General features: G+C 36.1%; 16 protein-coding genes. 11 read left to right on the top strand and 5 right to left on the bottom strand.

All coding sequences use genetic code 11. The features are described 5' to 3' along the window. Positions 1-53: 53 nt before the first annotated feature. Both A8143_RS02195 and A8143_RS02190 read left to right on the top strand, forming a co-directional pair. Positions 54-1,733 (top strand): sodium:solute symporter, encoded by a 1,680-nt coding sequence (locus A8143_RS02195; RefSeq protein WP_066755608.1) that lies wholly within the window; start codon positions 54-56, stop codon positions 1,731-1,733. Between the two features lie 11 nt (positions 1,734-1,744). Continuing rightward, a complete protein-coding gene (locus A8143_RS02190; RefSeq protein ID WP_066755605.1) occupies positions 1,745-2,578 on the top strand; it encodes a DUF2911 domain-containing protein in 834 nt (277 codons plus the stop codon). A gap of 48 nt (positions 2,579-2,626) precedes the next feature. Here A8143_RS02190 and A8143_RS02185 read toward each other — a convergent pair whose 3' ends face one another. Beyond that, positions 2,627-3,361 (bottom strand): zinc metalloprotease, encoded by a 735-nt coding sequence (locus A8143_RS02185; protein ID WP_217494776.1) that lies wholly within the window; start codon positions 3,359-3,361, stop codon positions 2,627-2,629. A gap of 99 nt (positions 3,362-3,460) precedes the next feature. Between A8143_RS02185 and A8143_RS02180 the strand changes: the two genes are divergently transcribed. The 7 genes from A8143_RS02180 to A8143_RS02150 all read left to right on the top strand — a co-directional run bounded on the left by A8143_RS02180 (position 3,461) and on the right by A8143_RS02150 (position 9,296). Then, positions 3,461-4,330, top strand: a complete 870-nt coding sequence (locus A8143_RS02180; protein WP_066755595.1) for a pirin family protein — start codon at positions 3,461-3,463, stop codon at positions 4,328-4,330. Between the two features lie 81 nt (positions 4,331-4,411). After that, positions 4,412-4,888, top strand: a complete 477-nt coding sequence (locus A8143_RS02175) for a T9SS type A sorting domain-containing protein (protein WP_066755592.1) — start codon at positions 4,412-4,414, stop codon at positions 4,886-4,888. Positions 4,889-4,892: 4 nt separating this feature from the next. Next, entirely contained in the window at positions 4,893-5,975 is a 1,083-nt protein-coding gene (locus A8143_RS02170) for a DUF1566 domain-containing protein (protein ID WP_066755590.1), read from the top strand. A gap of 117 nt (positions 5,976-6,092) precedes the next feature. Then, positions 6,093-6,959 carry an AraC family transcriptional regulator gene (locus A8143_RS02165; protein ID WP_066755587.1) on the top strand — a complete coding sequence of 289 codons (867 nt, stop codon included), beginning with the start codon at positions 6,093-6,095 and terminating at the stop codon, positions 6,957-6,959. Between the two features lie 254 nt (positions 6,960-7,213). Continuing rightward, the gene (locus A8143_RS02160; protein ID WP_217494778.1) at positions 7,214-7,927 is read left to right on the top strand and encodes a pirin family protein; all 714 of its coding nucleotides are present in this window, start codon (positions 7,214-7,216) and stop codon (positions 7,925-7,927) included. A gap of 16 nt (positions 7,928-7,943) precedes the next feature. Beyond that, positions 7,944-8,462, top strand: coding sequence for a YceI family protein (locus tag A8143_RS02155; protein WP_066755581.1), 519 nt, complete (start codon positions 7,944-7,946; stop codon positions 8,460-8,462). Between the two features lie 132 nt (positions 8,463-8,594). Further along, positions 8,595-9,296 carry an SGNH/GDSL hydrolase family protein gene (locus A8143_RS02150; protein ID WP_066756140.1) on the top strand — a complete coding sequence of 234 codons (702 nt, stop codon included), beginning with the start codon at positions 8,595-8,597 and terminating at the stop codon, positions 9,294-9,296. On the opposite strand, the gene A8143_RS02145 is transcribed toward A8143_RS02150, so the two are convergent. Both A8143_RS02145 and A8143_RS02140 read right to left on the bottom strand, forming a co-directional pair. After that, entirely contained in the window at positions 9,293-11,053 is a 1,761-nt protein-coding gene (locus A8143_RS02145) for an OmpA family protein (RefSeq protein WP_066755578.1), read from the bottom strand. The genes A8143_RS02150 and A8143_RS02145 overlap by 4 nt on opposite strands. A gap of 44 nt (positions 11,054-11,097) precedes the next feature. Further along, the gene (locus A8143_RS02140; protein WP_066755576.1) at positions 11,098-11,637 is read right to left on the bottom strand and encodes an NADPH-dependent FMN reductase; all 540 of its coding nucleotides are present in this window, start codon (positions 11,635-11,637) and stop codon (positions 11,098-11,100) included. 91 nt (positions 11,638-11,728) lie between these two features. Here A8143_RS02140 and A8143_RS02135 point away from each other — a divergent pair, with 91 nt between their 5' ends. Both A8143_RS02135 and A8143_RS02130 read left to right on the top strand, forming a co-directional pair. Next, a complete protein-coding gene (locus tag A8143_RS02135; protein ID WP_070137430.1) occupies positions 11,729-12,235 on the top strand; it encodes a histidine phosphatase family protein in 507 nt (168 codons plus the stop codon). A 118-nt stretch (positions 12,236-12,353) separates the two neighbouring features. Further along, complete coding sequence (locus A8143_RS02130) at positions 12,354-13,097, top strand: outer membrane beta-barrel protein (RefSeq protein ID WP_066755570.1); 744 nt, start codon at positions 12,354-12,356, stop codon at positions 13,095-13,097. A gap of 40 nt (positions 13,098-13,137) precedes the next feature. Here the strand turns inward: A8143_RS02130 and A8143_RS16960 are convergent, their stop codons facing one another. Then, a complete protein-coding gene (locus A8143_RS16960; protein ID WP_175437461.1) occupies positions 13,138-13,311 on the bottom strand; it encodes a hypothetical protein in 174 nt (57 codons plus the stop codon). A 104-nt stretch (positions 13,312-13,415) separates the two neighbouring features. Then, on the bottom strand, positions 13,416-15,413 hold the full coding sequence (locus A8143_RS17280) for a T9SS type A sorting domain-containing protein (RefSeq protein ID WP_066755567.1): 1,998 nt from the start codon (positions 15,411-15,413) through the stop codon (positions 13,416-13,418). Positions 15,414-15,554: the final 141 nt, after the last annotated feature.

The raw sequence follows: 15,554 nt of genomic DNA, 5'->3' as shown, positions 1-15,554 counted from the left end.
TTTCTTGCCATTCAAATCATCATTTTCATCATAATTTCTAATACCTATAGTATATGAGTGGAATAGATTGGGCTATCTTAGTTTTAACTCTCCTTAGTATTGTACTATACGGAACTTGGAAAACGAGAAAAAATAGTAACCTTGAAGGATATTTAAAGGGGAACAATAGTGAAAATTGGGCAACTATAGGTTTATCCATAATGGCGACACAGGCAAGCGCCATTACCTTTTTGTCTACACCAGGTCAAGCATATGAAGATGGAATGGGATTCATTCAAATTTATTTTGGACTACCTCTTGCAATGATTATAATTTCCGTTTTTTTTCTCCCCATCTACTACCGATTAAAAGTTTACACAGCCTACCAATATTTAGAACAACGATTCGACGTTAAAGTTCGATCACTAACAGCCCTCTTATTTTTACTTTCAAGAGGATTATCTGCTGGAATTACAATTTTTGCTCCTGCAATTATTTTGTCAACTCTTTTGGATTGGAATTTACAGTTAACCTGCTTAGTAATTGGGGTGCTTGTGATTGTTTACACAGTTTCTGGAGGTTCAAGAGCTGTTTCCATCACCCAGAAATGGCAAATGGCAGTAATTATGCTCGGCATGTTCGTCGCGTTTTATTATGTTTTAGACACTTTACCAAATGAAGTTGGTATTGCAGAAGGTGTTGAAATTGCAGGAAAGATGGGCAAAATGGAAATCGTTGACTTATCCGTACAATCATCTGAGAATTATACACTTTGGTACGGTTTACTTGGTGGACTTTTTCTTTCTTTATCTTATTTTGGAACAGACCAATCGCAGGTACAACGGTACTTGGGGGGCAAATCTTTAAAAGCCTCACGAATGGGATTAATGATGAATGGGATTCTCAAAATTCCGATGCAGTTCTTTATTTTGTTTGTAGGGATAATGGTCTTCGTTTCTTACCAATTTAATAAACCGCCAATCATTTTCAATGAATCCGTAACGATTGAAAAAGCGGTGCAGCATGAAGACTTGATAGCCATTGAGACGAACTACGATGCTATTCATAAACTAAAACAGATTGAATTGCAAGCAATCACCAAAGGTGAAAAGTCGGATTATACGCAAGCGCAACACTTACAGGCAGAGCAAGACAGTCTCAGAAAAGAGTATAAAACAAAACTTCAAAACCTTGAACCAACTTACGAAAAAACCGATCACGATTATATCTTCCTAAACTTTGTGCTCAATTATTTACCGAAAGGACTAATTGGTTTATTATTAGCGATGATATTTTCAGCAGCTATGTCTTCTACGGCTGGGGAATTAAATGCTCTTGCCTCAACGACAACCATTGATTATTATAAAAAATTCTGGTCCAAAGGTGACGAGGATGAAAAGAAAGATCTTAAGGTGAGTAAACTGCTAACAGTTGGATGGGGTGTATTAGCTATTATCGTTGCGCTAACGGCGGGACTTTTTGATAACCTAATTGAACTGGTCAATATTTTAGGAAGTCTTTTCTATGGAACAATTTTGGGCGTTTTTCTCATTGCTTTTTTCTTTAAAAAAATTGGAGGAAAACCCACTTTTTACGGTGCAATTATTGCCGAAATCGTCGTATTAATCGTACATTTACTAAATGTATATGAAGTCATTGAAATCAGCTATTTACTCTACAACTTGATTGGTTCTGCGCTAGTCATTCTGAGTGCATACCTGATTCAATCAATTCAAAAATCAAATAACAATTAAAAACAAATCAAATGAAAAAATTATTGCTTTTTTTAACTGCAGGATTTATGGTGAGTGCGAGTCAAGCGCAAGATCTACCTGCTCCTAGTCCTTCTTCTAAAGTGGAACAAGTGGTTGGATTAACCAATGCAAGTATTGAATACTCTAGACCAAGCATGAAAGGAAGAACCATTTTTGGTGATTTAGTAGCCTATGACGAAGTATGGCGTTTAGGAGCAAATGCTGCAACAAAATTTACAGTATCAACTGACATTAAAATTGGTGGTCAAAACTTACCTGCTGGTTCTTATGCTGTATTTGCTACTCCATCAGCTTCTGGTGCTTGGAAAGTTGTTTTTAACTCTGTACTTGAACAATGGGGAACAGGTAATTATGACGCTTCAAAAAACGTGGCTACTGTGGATGCAAAAGCTGTAGAAAACCCAACAACAGAAACGTTTACAATGGGATTCTCTAATGTTGGTGCTAATGGTGCAACCATTACAATTGCGTGGGAAAATGTAAGAGTTGATATACCTTTTAGTGTTGCTACCTCTGAAATCGCTGAAAAGAACATCAAAGAAGCGATTAAAAAAGGTGAAAAGTTAGATGAAGTTTATTACAAGGCAGCTAACTATTATTTAAAGTCTGTGGGAGATAACAAACAGGCAATGGTTCATGTAAATAAAGGATTAAAAGTAAGCGAAGGTTATAAATTATTATTCCTTAGAGCTCAAATTCACATGGCAATGGAAGATAAAGCAAAAGCAATTAAAGATGCTGAAAAAGCTTTAGAATTAGCTAAAAAAGAAGAAAGTGGATGGATTCCTTATATCCAAGGTTCATTAGATAAATGGTCAAAATAAGCCGTTAACAGTTGATAGGAAGCGCCTTTGAGAAATCAGAGGCGTTTTTTATTTCCCACCATTTGCTTGAAGATCTTGAATACATTGTTCATCCAAATCAGGAATGTCCTCTCCCAATAAAAGTTCTGCAAAACTACTATTTTCCGTAGCGTAGTACATCAAACAGTCAGGATTATCACAATGGCCCGAATGATCTGAATCTTCGTGAGTATTTACCAAATCCGTTCCAATATTGACTAACCCCATTAAATGTCCAAATTCATGTTTTAAAACGGTTGTTTCCAATTTAACCTCAGAAACCTGACCTATCCCACCCGAAAATTGATCAATTGATGACTTAAATAATGCGACAGAACTTGGTCCATACTTTATCCCCAATACTTTGCTATCCTCCCCACTCTCCACATAATCAGCATCAGCATAAAATATAAACGCAGCCAACTCTTCTTTTTTCGTATAGTTTTTTCGCTTGTCTTTCTCAATAGCTTCTATTTCCTGAACTGAATAAGTTTCTTCTTCAGGGGATGTGATTCCTCGTTGAATAATAGAAATTCCCTCCGGCTTATTTAATCGTTGTTCTAAAAAAACTTCAAGATTTGCAATAGCGGTTGAATTTGGTTCAAATCCTTCTACAAAAACCAAATCTATGGTCAATGACTTATAGGTTTGTCCTGATAAAAAGTCGAAAGGCACGATTGTTTCGTTCTCCTTGATATTCTTCTTTTTACAAGAAATTAAAACCAGTGTTAAGACTAGAATTCCAACGATTCGCATATTGCTCATAATAATTGTTCTTTCAAGATTAACGTCGTTCAACAAGTTTTGGTTTGATAATTTAGCCAAGAAATTCATAACTTTAACTTGAATATAATATGAGCGAAGATGTCAAATGAATCCTTAATAATTCCTGAAAGAACGAGAGATATTGGAGATTTTTTAGTGGGAAGACTACTACCCTTTAGAAAACAGCGAATGATAGGACCATTCATCTTCTTAGACCATATGGGACCGACAACTTTGTCAGGTGATAAGGAAATGTCAGTAAATCAACACCCTCATATTGGACTGGCAACACTAACCTATTTATTAGAAGGCGAAGTTCATCATGAAGATAGCATTGGAACATCACAAATTATTAAACCAGGAGCCATCAATTGGATGGTTGCCGGTCGTGGAGTTACGCATACAGAGCGAACACCTGAACATCTACATAATCAGACATACACAATGAATGGTTATCAAATTTGGGTTGCATTACCTAAAGAGAAAGAACAAATGGAACCCGAATTTCACCACCTTAAATCAAATGAAATTCCTACTTGGACCGATGAGAAAAGTACTTTTCGTCTCCTGGCTGGCCAAGCTTTTGGCAGAACATCTCCTTTGAAAGTTTATTCTCCATTGTTTTTAGTAGAAATTGTGGCAGAAGCAAAACAACAAATTAATCTTGCTGAAGCACTTCATGGGGAAATTGGAATTTTGGTTAGTCGAGGCAGCGTTGAAGCGTGTGATGAAAAAATTGAAGCAGGAAACTTAATGTATGCTAAATCAACCGATCAGTGTGCTATTCAAATAAACGCGGGGAGTAGAATATTCATTTTAGGTGGGCAACCCTTTAACGAACCTCGAATAATCGATTGGAATTTTGTTGCGAGTGATCAAAATATTCTAAATCGGGCAAAAGAAGCATGGAAGGCCAAAACATTCCCAATGATGACAAATGATTCGACCTATATTCCATACCCGAGTTAAAAATTTGTAGCGTATAAGCAACCTTAGTCGTATTTAATTCGTTTCCTAACAATTACATAAACAAAACTTTAAATACTACTTATGCGGAAAAAACGCTTCTACTTATTAACAACTGGACTTTTATTCAGTGCCGGGTCATTAATGGCGCAAGACGCCTTTAGTGCTTCGGGTAAAAATGTCGAGAGTGTATCAGGTTCTTTTAGTTACACAATTGGACAATGTGCTTACTCCTATTTTTCAGGTGACAATGGAAATAGCTCCGAAGGTGTACAACAAGCTTATATCATTTCCGATTTAGCTATCACACCTTCTAAAATTGCAAAACTAGAGGTTTACCCAAACCCTGCTGTGAAAAATGTAGTGCTCAAAATCGGTGATACCGACTTAACGGGTTTAAGTTACCAAATCACAACGCTCTCAGGGCAAATTTTGGTGGAGCAGGAAATTCAAAACTCTACTACAGAATTAAATTTTGTCGAATTTCCTCCAGCCCCATACTTTATCAACATTTTAAATCAAAAACAAATCATTGAATCCATCAAAATCTTAAAAAACTAAAAAAATGAAAAAAATACTTTATACACTACTAACTATTCTATCATTTTCGCAACTGTTATTTGCTCAAAGTCCAAACAAGTTAAGTTATCAAGCGGTTATTCGTAACGCAGACAACAACTTGGTTAATAATGAGACTGTTGGCACACAAATCAGTATTATACAAGGTTCACCAGATGGGACAATAATTTACCAAGAAACGCATTCTCCAACCACAAACCCTAATGGTTTAATCAGTCTTGAAATTGGAACCGGTGCTATTGTGACGGGTGAAATAAGCACTATTGACTGGAGCGAAGGGCCATACTTTATTCAAGCTGAAACTGATCCTACTGGAGGAATGGATTATTCTATTTCTGGTGTTAGTGAGTTAATGTCAGTACCGTATTCATTTTATTCAACTGTAGCCGATAGTATAGCTGGAGGAATAGTTTATGAAGAAAGCGACCCTATATTTGACGCATCTTTGGCTGCTGGTATTACAGAATCAGACACGATGTATTGGAATGATAAAGTTGATTCAACAGACATTGCTGACATGGGTTTCATTACTGAAACTGTTGGACGGACATATGAAATTGGCGATTTTGCTCAAGGTGGAGTCGTTGTTTGGGTAGATGAAACTGGCCAACATGGAATTGTATGCGCGAAAAATGACATTGTCGGCACCTATCGGTGGTTCTCTGGTAGTTACGGAAGAACTAGAGCGGATGGAAATGGTCCATTGGCAGGAAAAATGAATACCAGTTTAATTATTTCAGGTCTATTGATTTATGGCGATGATGGTGGAGATTATGCGGCTGCTTTATGTAACGAACTCGTTAAAACTGAAGACGGAATTTCGTATGCTGATTGGTATTTACCAAGTATGGAAGAATTAGAATTAATATCTGTCAACAGGGAGTTGATTGATGCAACTGCCACAGCCAATGGAGGAACGGCGATTGTTTTCAGTCCTTATTGGAGTTCAACCGAATCTGTAGGTGTTGAAACAGATGCACAAGCAAAGGTTATGACTCCCGATGGTTCAACGAATTTAAATACAAACAAAGCCGCAACTTTTAACATTAGGCCCTTCCGAACTTTTTAAGTTGTCTCAATAATTATACAGTATTAGCCTCATTTATCTAAGTGAGGCTTTTTTTATGAAATTCATAAAACACCATGAAGTCTTTGAAGTTTAAATGGATTATATTTACTGGGTACTATGAGTAATGTAAAAACATACGAGAATGTTAATCGAGAAAATGAAAGTTTATCGTTTGGTATTTCAAGAATGGAAGATGTACATGAAAAATTAAATGGAAAAACAGATGACCCTCATCGCCATAACTTCTTTACTATATTGCTCATTAAACATGCTCGAGGCGAACATAAAATAGATTTTAATTCGTATGAGCTTGGTCCTAACACGATTTTCTTTCTAAGTCCCGGTCAGGTTCATCAAGTTATTGAAGCGGAAAAATCATTCGGTTATTCGATTGTTTTTTCCCATCAATTTTTGGCCCAAAATAATATTCCTATCAGTTTTATTGATAATTTGAATCTCTTTAACGATTTTGGTGAGACACCACCTATTCCACTGGGAGATGAAGAAATCGCTAAACTTACGGAGTATGCAGAAGAAATGATCTCCTTAAACCAATCAGATGTACTTTTAAAATATGATGCCATTGGTTCATTAGTTAAACTTTTATTAATACGGTCCAATAACCTATGTAGTGTTAAAAGAGTTGATCTGGCTCATATTGAAACAGGCAATACCGTATTACGCAAGTTTAAGAATCTCATCAATCAAAAATATGCAAATTGGCACGGTACAAAAGAGTACGCAGACGCCCTAAACATTACTCCAGACCATCTTAATCGTGTGGTAAAATCGCTTACTGGTAAAACAGCAAAAGAACACATTCAAAGTAGAATTGTTACAGCTGCCAAACGACTAATTTACTTCACCTCTCTTTCAAACAAAGAAATTGGATTTGAGCTAGGTTTTAGTGAACCTGCCAATTTTAGTGCTTTTTTTAAGAAATGTACAGGAATTTCTCCCTCTAAATTCAAAGAAAAAAACTAGATATCGGATTTTCATAAGTCCGTACCGTGTTTTAATATTCTCCTTTCGCTTTAACCTTCCGAACTTTGTATTAACAAAAAACAAAGAGCATGGAACGAAAAGATTTTTTGAAAAACACAATATTAACAGTAGCATTTGGCGCCAGTGCATCAACTGTTCTAAACGCAAAACAAGCGAGTGAAAAATCTTCGACCTATGATCAGTTGTTAAAGCAAGTTGGATTTAATCACTTACCTAATAAGGAGGAACAAACAATGAATACGGTATTGCACAAAGCAAGTACAAGAGGCCATGCCAACCATGGATGGTTAGACACAAACCATACGTTTAGTTTTGCGAATTATTACAATCCTGAACGTATGCATTTTGGGGTTTTACGTGTTTTAAATGACGACTCAGTCATTGGAGGAAAAGGATTTGGTAAGCACCCGCACGATAATATGGAGATTGTTACCATTCCACTAAGCGGAGATTTAGCCCATCAAGATAGCATGGGTAACTCTTCAGTTATAAAAAATGGGGAAGTACAGGTTATGAGTGCTGGAACAGGCTTGTTTCACAGTGAATATAACGCAAACAGCGATAAAGCTGTAAAATTTCTCCAAATTTGGCTGTTTCCAAATCGTAAAAATGTTAAACCACGTTATGATCAGATATCCATTAAATCAATTTCATTAAAGAATGATTTTTATCAAGTACTTTCTCCTTCAAAAGATGATCAAGGGGTTTGGATTCATCAAAACGCTTGGTTTCATTTAGGCGATTTTGAGAGAGAAAAAACAACGCATTATCAACTAAAATCTCCTGAAAACGGATTATATGTATTCATGATTGAGGGAGATGCAACTGTCGAAAACCAAGTATTAAATCGTAGAGACGGGCTTGGAATTTGGAACACAAATAACGTAAAAATAACAGCATCAGCAAACAGTAAAATTTTGTTGATGGATGTACCAATGAATATCTAAACTAAAAAATAAAAAAATGAGCACACAAACAAAATGGGTTATTGACCCGGCACACTCAGACGTAAAATTTAAAGTTAAACACATGATGATTTCAAGTGTTACTGGTCAATTTGAATCTTTTGACGCAACCGTTGAATCAAGTTCTGACGATTTTAAAGACGCTAAAATTGATGTTGCTATTGACGTTGCATCAATAAGTACAAAAAACGAAGATCGCGACAACCATTTAAAATCTGATGATTTTTTCAATGCGGAGACTTTTCCAAAAATGACATTTAAAGCAAACGGTTTTGATGGGGATAAACTGAAAGGTGAACTATCGATTAGAGAAACAACCAAAGAAGTCGTTTTGGACGCAGATTTTAATGGTATTGCTGTAGATCCATATGGTCAAACTAAAGCGGGATTTGAATTATCAGGAGAAATAAACAGAAAAGACTTTGGTTTAACTTGGAGCGCAGTAACAGAAGCTGGAAATATCGTAGTATCAGACAAAATAAAATTAATGATTGACGCTCAATTCATCAAACAATAAGCTTAATTAACAATTGAATACAAAATCCTGTCGGAATTAATTTTCTGGCGGGATTTTTGTTCTTTGCCTTTTAAATAAAAAAAGTAAAACCTAGTGGTGGTTTTTAACGTACATCCTCAAAAAATTAATGTTATGAAAGCTCATCATTTTGTACTATACCTTCTCATCATTATTGCTGGTACAGTATGGAGTGTTCAAGAATCGAATACACCTACCTACAAGCAGCCTATTAAAACTATAAGTTATCTTGCTCTTGGTGATTCCTATACAGTAGGCGAGGCCGTTGGTGAAAAAGAATCTTGGCCATACATTTTACAAGAAGGACTAAAGAATAATGCAATAGCTGTTAGTGACTTTAAACTGGTTGCTAAAACTGGGTGGAGAACAGATGAACTACTAAAGAAAAGTAAAAAAGAAGTCAAAAAACAACAATACGATTTAGTTTCACTTTTAATTGGAGTAAATAATGAATTTCAAGGTAAAAGTCCAGAATCATTTGAAAAAGAATTCACCAATTGTTTAGATTTTGCAATTGAACATTCTATTCAAGGTAAGAAAGGTGTTTTTGTTTTAAGCATCCCTGACTATGCTTATACTCCATATGGAAAAGGCAGCGCTGAAATTAGCGACCGGATAGATGAATATAACGCCATTTGTGAGCGAATTTCAAAACGTGAAGGTGTCCCTTTCTATAATATAACCGCTATCTCAAGAAAAGGATTGGAAGATCCAACCTTTGTAGCTGCCGACAATTTACATCCTTCAGCGATACAACATAAAATTTGGTCGAATTCTATATTATTTGACGTTATTGCTCAAATCAAGCAACTTTAAAATTTTAAACGCGACAATATTTTGATCAATTCTTCTTTTGAAACGGGTTCAAAATCAATTTTCTTAAAATCGTCATTTGTAGTTCCGTCTACCAAATAAATATAGGGTTGATTTTGAACAAATTTTAATGCTAGAAATGTAATTGGCGAATCCTTTGGAAGATTTTGGAATACAAATTTCCCATCAAGCTCTGTAGGTGGCATAATGGATTTACGATCTTTAAATATAATTTTACAATCCAAATAAGGCTTTGCCGGTAAACTAGTCTTTATTGTGCGTAATTCTTTGCCTTTTAAATTTGAAAATGCATCGCAATTAATCCATCCCAATTGATTAACATTGGCGATATAAAACTTAAGGTCCTTAAGGGTTGAACCATTTCCTAATTGATCTACTTTTTGGTCAAATTCTTGTAATTGTTTTAACTGTTGTATTTTCCGTAAAGTATCTTGATATTCTTGCTCTGTCGTTACGCCTAACTCCTGCATGCGTATAGCTTTTAATTCTTGGTTCTTTTTTTCAATTTCGATAACGTAATCTTTATAATTATCAACGCCGTACAGATCAAATTCTGCCTTCATTCTAGCTGCTTCAATTTTTGCAATGGTATCCATTAGGGCTGCATAGTTATTCACACCATACTGTGCCATCATCTCTTCACAATTAGGGAGCAGCGCACCAGAACTTAATCGACGACGCAGTCTTCTTTTTCTAAAAGGTCCCAACTGGCGTTGACATTCTCGAAACTCCCGATTTTCTGCACGTTGTACTGAATCAACCATTCCTTTCATCGACTTACCCAGACGACCAACTCGACAGAGAAAAAAACGACAAGGCTCACACGAAGGTCTTAGAGAATCCCATTGCCAGCAATTTCGATAATTAAAATGTCCAAGCGGAATTCGTTGCCCATTTGGTAAATCCCAATTCATGGCATCGCGATAATCTCTATTTCCCTGAAATAAAAGCATGTCTGGACGCAAGGTATCCGTTGGCATCATGATGGTGATTGATTTTCCTGGATTTATTGTGAGATTATTACCTTCATCGTCTATCGCTTCTGTATACACCATACCTCCTGTCTCCAACATTTGTCCGTTAGAACTGGTGCTTAAGTTTTCAATTAGCATAGCTCCTAATGTGTAAAATTCTTTCGCATTAAAACGAATACAAGACTCACTTTTTTTGGGAAAAGTATTTGCTGGAATGTTAATTATGGTTCCTTCTTTCAAATACAACATTGTATCACGGTCTGGCCAAATACAAAAATGCTGACTTTCCGACTCAATCATTGCATACAAATCTTGAATCCTACCCTCCTCCGAATCAACTTGATCCAATTCGAGATTTGTCCATTCAATCTCAACTCTTCGATTTATAGCTTTTTCGTTAACTGTTTGATTTTCATTCAAAGGCCTTTCTTCACCATAAAAACGCGTTGAAATTTTAGTTTTTGGATACCCTAATTCAACCAAAACATTAAAAACCGTTTTTACACGACATTCTGATAAATTTTTATTGTAATCCAAGTTGCCGTCATTATCGGTATGACCACTCAAATAAATGAACTCCGCATTTTTTAATTCGGTTTGAAAAAAAACAGCAAGACGATTATACTCCGTATTTTTTAATTGACATTGATCTGTTTCAAAATAAACAGCGCGATGACTTTGTCCATAAGAATGTGATAATCCCAGAACTAAAACAAGTCCAATTTTTAGTAAAAAATGATTAGTAACTTCCTTAAATTTATACATCCTCTAGCTTTTCTATTAGATGTTTAAATCGCATAGAAGTAACTTCATTTGTCAAGAAAGTAATTTTTAACTTTAGAAATTTCTTGTTCAAAACCCTCCATAAAATCACTAGAAATAATTTTACCTTCTTTAAAATTATCAAAGAAATTAGGCAGTGAGTAGGTTGAGATTAATTTGGCTCCATCGCGTGGAAATCGCTTAGACGCAATCTCCATCGAACTTGCTCCCCCTCTAGCTCCTGGAGAAGTAGTCATCAAGAAAACAGGTGTACCATTAAATACTTTTCGATCTGGAATTCTAGAAATCCAATCATACAAACTTTTAAAAGCAGCCGGATAATTCCCATTATGCTCAGCGACTGAAATCAATACAAGGTCTGCATTATCAATTTTATGGGAAAATGTTGTAATTTTTTCAGGTATTCCAATTTCCTTCTCTCTATCAATACTGTATATCGGAACTTCAAAATCGTTCAAATCCAATAATTCGCAATTTTCTTCATCAAAAAAAGACATGGCAAAAGCAGCCAGTTTTTTATTAATCGAATTTTTACTTGAACTTCCGGCAAATGCAATTACATTCATAATTTGTTAATTCTATACTTGAAGATAGGAATAATTCAAAAACTACAAGATTGATCTATCAACAATCCTTAAATTCGTAAAAAAGTCATCTATGAAGTTTCGAACTCGTTTAATGTTAGGATTGGTTTTCGTTCTATGTCTAAATTCGTGTGGAGATAAAGAAAAAGAGGTTACCACACTGTACCTTGTAAGACATGCTGAAAAAGATTTGAATGACACCACTAACAACCCTCCATTAACGGCTATAGGTTATGAACGCGCTGAGCGATTAGCCCTTGAATTAAAAGACATTACTTTTGATGGTGTGTATAGCACTAATTTGCAACGGACTGAAAATACAGTACTACCCCTTGCTAAAAAACAAAACCTTGAAATAAATCATTACCCTTATTACCAATGGCATGAACTTTTAGATTCTTTAAAAATCACCTATCAAAAAAATTATTTAATTGGTGGTCATGGTGACAATTTATTAGAAATGATGGACTATTTGAAAGCGAGGAGACCGCAACCGAGTTTAGGTACACATGAATATGATAATATCTTCAAATTATCCATCTCTATTGATTCTTCTTGGGTAGATGTTATCAAGTATTAACCCCGTTTTCTTGAAGTTATTTCCGGATTTAAAATAAACTTGATTTACAAGCGTTATTAATTAAATTTTCAACCAAAATTTATGATGCAACTCGACCTAATCAATAAAACAAATCCAAATGAAAACAATTTTCGGTTTCGTAACTATCCTGATTACATCGAGCAGTTTTACGCAGATTTCAATGCATGCAACTTTTTTTTCCGGGATTGGAAAAATGAAAAACTCCTATGAAAAAGAATGGTTTAACTATGACACTGAATTTAAAACAACTTACTCACCTACTTATGGCGGTGGTATAGAATTTCTAATTCCGTTAAAAATTGAAAAACTTAAAGTTGGTAAATTTCGAATTAAATCTGGTTTAACATACGACTTTATAGAATCGAATCAAAAAGAAAGTGTAAAAGCACAAGACTTACATACAGGTAAAGATGTGAGAGTTATAGCTGAGAAACGATTCGCTGCACATTACCTGAGGTTACCCATCAACTTTGAATATGTTGTTAGTGATTTTAATTTTGGTTTAGGCGCGCAAATTGGCTACCGCATTACAAACAGTGCTTGGTCCAAATATTATACAGAGGAAGCTAATGGCACGATTGGATATGGACTTTCTGCAGCTGTAAATTCAACAGGAAATAATCTGAACAAATTTGATTTTGGAATTTTAAGTCAAATTGGTTACCAAGTTCATGATAGACTCAATTTATTTGTAGGGATGTACAATGGATTGATGGATATTGGAAACAACGCAGATCGAGGTCTTAAATTCGATGTGATGAATATTGAAAGCATAATAGAAGAGCCTCGTTTAATGAGAAATACACAAATCAAAGTAGGCGCATCTTTCAAGTTATTTTAATTAAAAAACTCCTAAAGCAAAAACGCTCTAGGAGTTTTTATTATTTACCACAAATGCAATATTCGCCATTTTCGGCATTAATTTGAGCTTCGCATTTGGCACTTGATTTGACCTCAAATAATTCTGTGCCATCTTCCGCTCTTCCGATACAACCTTGTTTCGAACAAGCCATAAAGAAACCTCCTACTAAACACAATATCAAACACTTTTTCATTTAAAACAAGTTTTAATAAATTTTAAATCAATAACTTGAAAAAAAACATTTTATTGCTTGTTACTGTTAAAAGCATACGCTGTCAATAGGATTAAAGCAATCCATTACTGATGTATCAATTTGATGGTTGTAGAAGTCGCTTTATTATTCAACATTATGAAATAAACACCTTTTGACTCTTGAGCAAAGTTTATTTTAACTAGATCTTTGACTTGACCTTTCGCTACTATTTTTCCTGTCACAGAAGTTATTTCATAATCAAAAACACCCACCCATTCAATATTTAAATAATCAAAAACTGGGTTGGGGTAAACATTTAAACGCGGTAAAGAAGCGTGATCAATTCCAACCTGAGAATTTACTGTTGCTTCTATGCTTGTCTGACAGCCATTTAAATCCTGTACGACAACAGTATAAACACCTCCTTCAACCTCTATTAAATCCTCAGAATCATCAAAATCTCCCACACCATCATTATCCCAATCAAAACTATAATCAGGAGCTCCACCTGAAACGGTGATATCGATGCTTCCATCTCCCCCTAAAACCTCATCTTCAGTTGTATATGAATCAATTGAAGGTACATCATATACGGTTATCGCGACTTCATCCTCATTAGCACAACCACCTAATTCATCCCATCCTGTAAGGTGATAAATAAAAGTACCTACTTCATCCATCAATACCGTTTCTCCATCTTCAATTGCCGGGTCCCATTCATAAATCAAACCTCCGCTTCCTTCAAAGGTTACGGACTCTCCCAAGCAGACCTCTTCAGAGGAAGCAGTTGCCACAATAGTAGGTGATTCAACAACCGTCACTGTTATTTCATCTGTATTGATACAACCATACCAATCTTCACCTGTGACAGTATATGTATGTTCTCCAATAGCAGGATAGAAGGGCTCATCATCTTCAATATCTCCAGGTGTCCATGTATAGGATGCTCCCCCCGACCCAAATAGCGTTAATTCCTGTCCTGAGCAAACTGTTTCAGGTTCGGCATTAGCAATAATTTCAGGTAGATCATGAACTTCAAGTTCTACGACAAAACCACAATCAGTATCTGAAGTACTTGTTGCTATAAAAGTAAATTCACCTATTTCATCCAATGTAAACGGCACTCCATTTTCAATTCCATCACTCCATAAAACTGTTCCTCCCGTGATTGATGATCCATCTAAAGTAATTTCATCTCCTAAACAAACATCTTCATAATCTTCAACAATTTCTAGAGCTGTACACATCACTTCAATGGTAACCTGTCCATTCTCAATACCTATTCCAGCCAGATTTTCTTGATCGATTCCTCCATTATAGGACCCTCCTCCACCGCCGCCATCGTAACGACCAAGTATCAATTCTCCACCGGCTCCACCACCAGAGTAGCCACCGCCGCCGCCGCCGCCAACTGCTCCACAGCGAGCATTACCTCCGCCGCCACCGCCGTAGCCTCCAGCAGCTATATTAACACCAGAGCCACCTCCAGTGCCACCAGCACCGCCGTCTAATGGTCGAATTCCACCTGTACAACTTGATTCACAAAAATGCTCAGTACCATCATTCCCATCCGACAACCAACCTGCTCCACCACCAGCATAGTTTTCCACTGATGGAGGTGTTCCTCCTAACCCTTCAGCACCTGCGCCATCCGGTATACCATTTCCAACCGTTCCACTTTCGTCAACTGAAGCATCTATTCCATCATAAAAAACTTCACCTGCATCAGTATGACCGGCACCGCCGCCACCGCCAGCCGCTATCAATAATTCATCATCTGCATTCCAAACAAAGGTACCTCCTCCTCCACCTCCAACGTAAGAAGCCGACTGTCCAACACCACCAACCAAAATTGTTAACTCTTCTCCGGGAGTAACACTAAATGTTCCTGAAATTTGAGCTCCGTGTCCACCTTCTCCAAGCCCACCTTCTCCACCTGCAGCTCCAATAGCTGTAATTCTTATTGAACTGACGTCTAAAGGAACCGAGTACGTTTGCAAAGCCCCAGTGTACTCAAAAGCTTCAATTTGGCCAAATGAAATGCCCCAGATTGGAAGGCAAAATAAAGCAATTTTTAATTTTAAATCGTAGATTTTTATCATAACTTTTAGGTTTTACCGGTGGTTCAAGCCACCTATTTTCAAGAAGTTATGAAAATCTCAATAGTTCTACAAGATTAACTTCAAAAGTTGACCCGGAGTTTAACACATTTGCAGAATTGCATTCAATTTTTAACCGATAAC

This window comes from Crocinitomix algicola (assembly GCF_001661595.2).
In the GTDB taxonomy this organism is placed as follows: domain Bacteria; phylum Bacteroidota; class Bacteroidia; order Flavobacteriales_D; family Crocinitomicaceae; genus Crocinitomix; species Crocinitomix algicola.
The sequence above is the reverse complement of the archived record's forward strand: the minus strand, read 5'-3'. Positions and strand labels throughout refer to the sequence as shown.

Coding starts and splice junctions, on each gene's coding strand:
- A8143_RS02195 (WP_066755608.1), top strand. CDS start 54: ATGAGTGGAATAGATTGGGCTATCTTAGTTTTAACTCTCCTTAGTATT.
- A8143_RS02190 (WP_066755605.1), top strand. CDS start 1,745: ATGAAAAAATTATTGCTTTTTTTAACTGCAGGATTTATGGTGAGTGCG.
- A8143_RS02185 (WP_217494776.1), bottom strand. CDS start 3,361: ATGAGCAATATGCGAATCGTTGGAATTCTAGTCTTAACACTGGTTTTA.
- A8143_RS02180 (WP_066755595.1), top strand. CDS start 3,461: ATGTCAAATGAATCCTTAATAATTCCTGAAAGAACGAGAGATATTGGA.
- A8143_RS02175 (WP_066755592.1), top strand. CDS start 4,412: ATGCGGAAAAAACGCTTCTACTTATTAACAACTGGACTTTTATTCAGT.
- A8143_RS02170 (WP_066755590.1), top strand. CDS start 4,893: ATGAAAAAAATACTTTATACACTACTAACTATTCTATCATTTTCGCAA.
- A8143_RS02165 (WP_066755587.1), top strand. CDS start 6,093: ATGAGTAATGTAAAAACATACGAGAATGTTAATCGAGAAAATGAAAGT.
- A8143_RS02160 (WP_217494778.1), top strand. CDS start 7,214: ATGAATACGGTATTGCACAAAGCAAGTACAAGAGGCCATGCCAACCAT.
- A8143_RS02155 (WP_066755581.1), top strand. CDS start 7,944: ATGAGCACACAAACAAAATGGGTTATTGACCCGGCACACTCAGACGTA.
- A8143_RS02150 (WP_066756140.1), top strand. CDS start 8,595: ATGAAAGCTCATCATTTTGTACTATACCTTCTCATCATTATTGCTGGT.
- A8143_RS02145 (WP_066755578.1), bottom strand. CDS start 11,053: ATGTATAAATTTAAGGAAGTTACTAATCATTTTTTACTAAAAATTGGA.
- A8143_RS02140 (WP_066755576.1), bottom strand. CDS start 11,637: ATGAATGTAATTGCATTTGCCGGAAGTTCAAGTAAAAATTCGATTAAT.
- A8143_RS02135 (WP_070137430.1), top strand. CDS start 11,729: ATGAAGTTTCGAACTCGTTTAATGTTAGGATTGGTTTTCGTTCTATGT.
- A8143_RS02130 (WP_066755570.1), top strand. CDS start 12,354: ATGAAAACAATTTTCGGTTTCGTAACTATCCTGATTACATCGAGCAGT.
- A8143_RS16960 (WP_175437461.1), bottom strand. CDS start 13,311: ATGAAAAAGTGTTTGATATTGTGTTTAGTAGGAGGTTTCTTTATGGCT.
- A8143_RS17280 (WP_066755567.1), bottom strand. CDS start 15,413: ATGATAAAAATCTACGATTTAAAATTAAAAATTGCTTTATTTTGCCTT.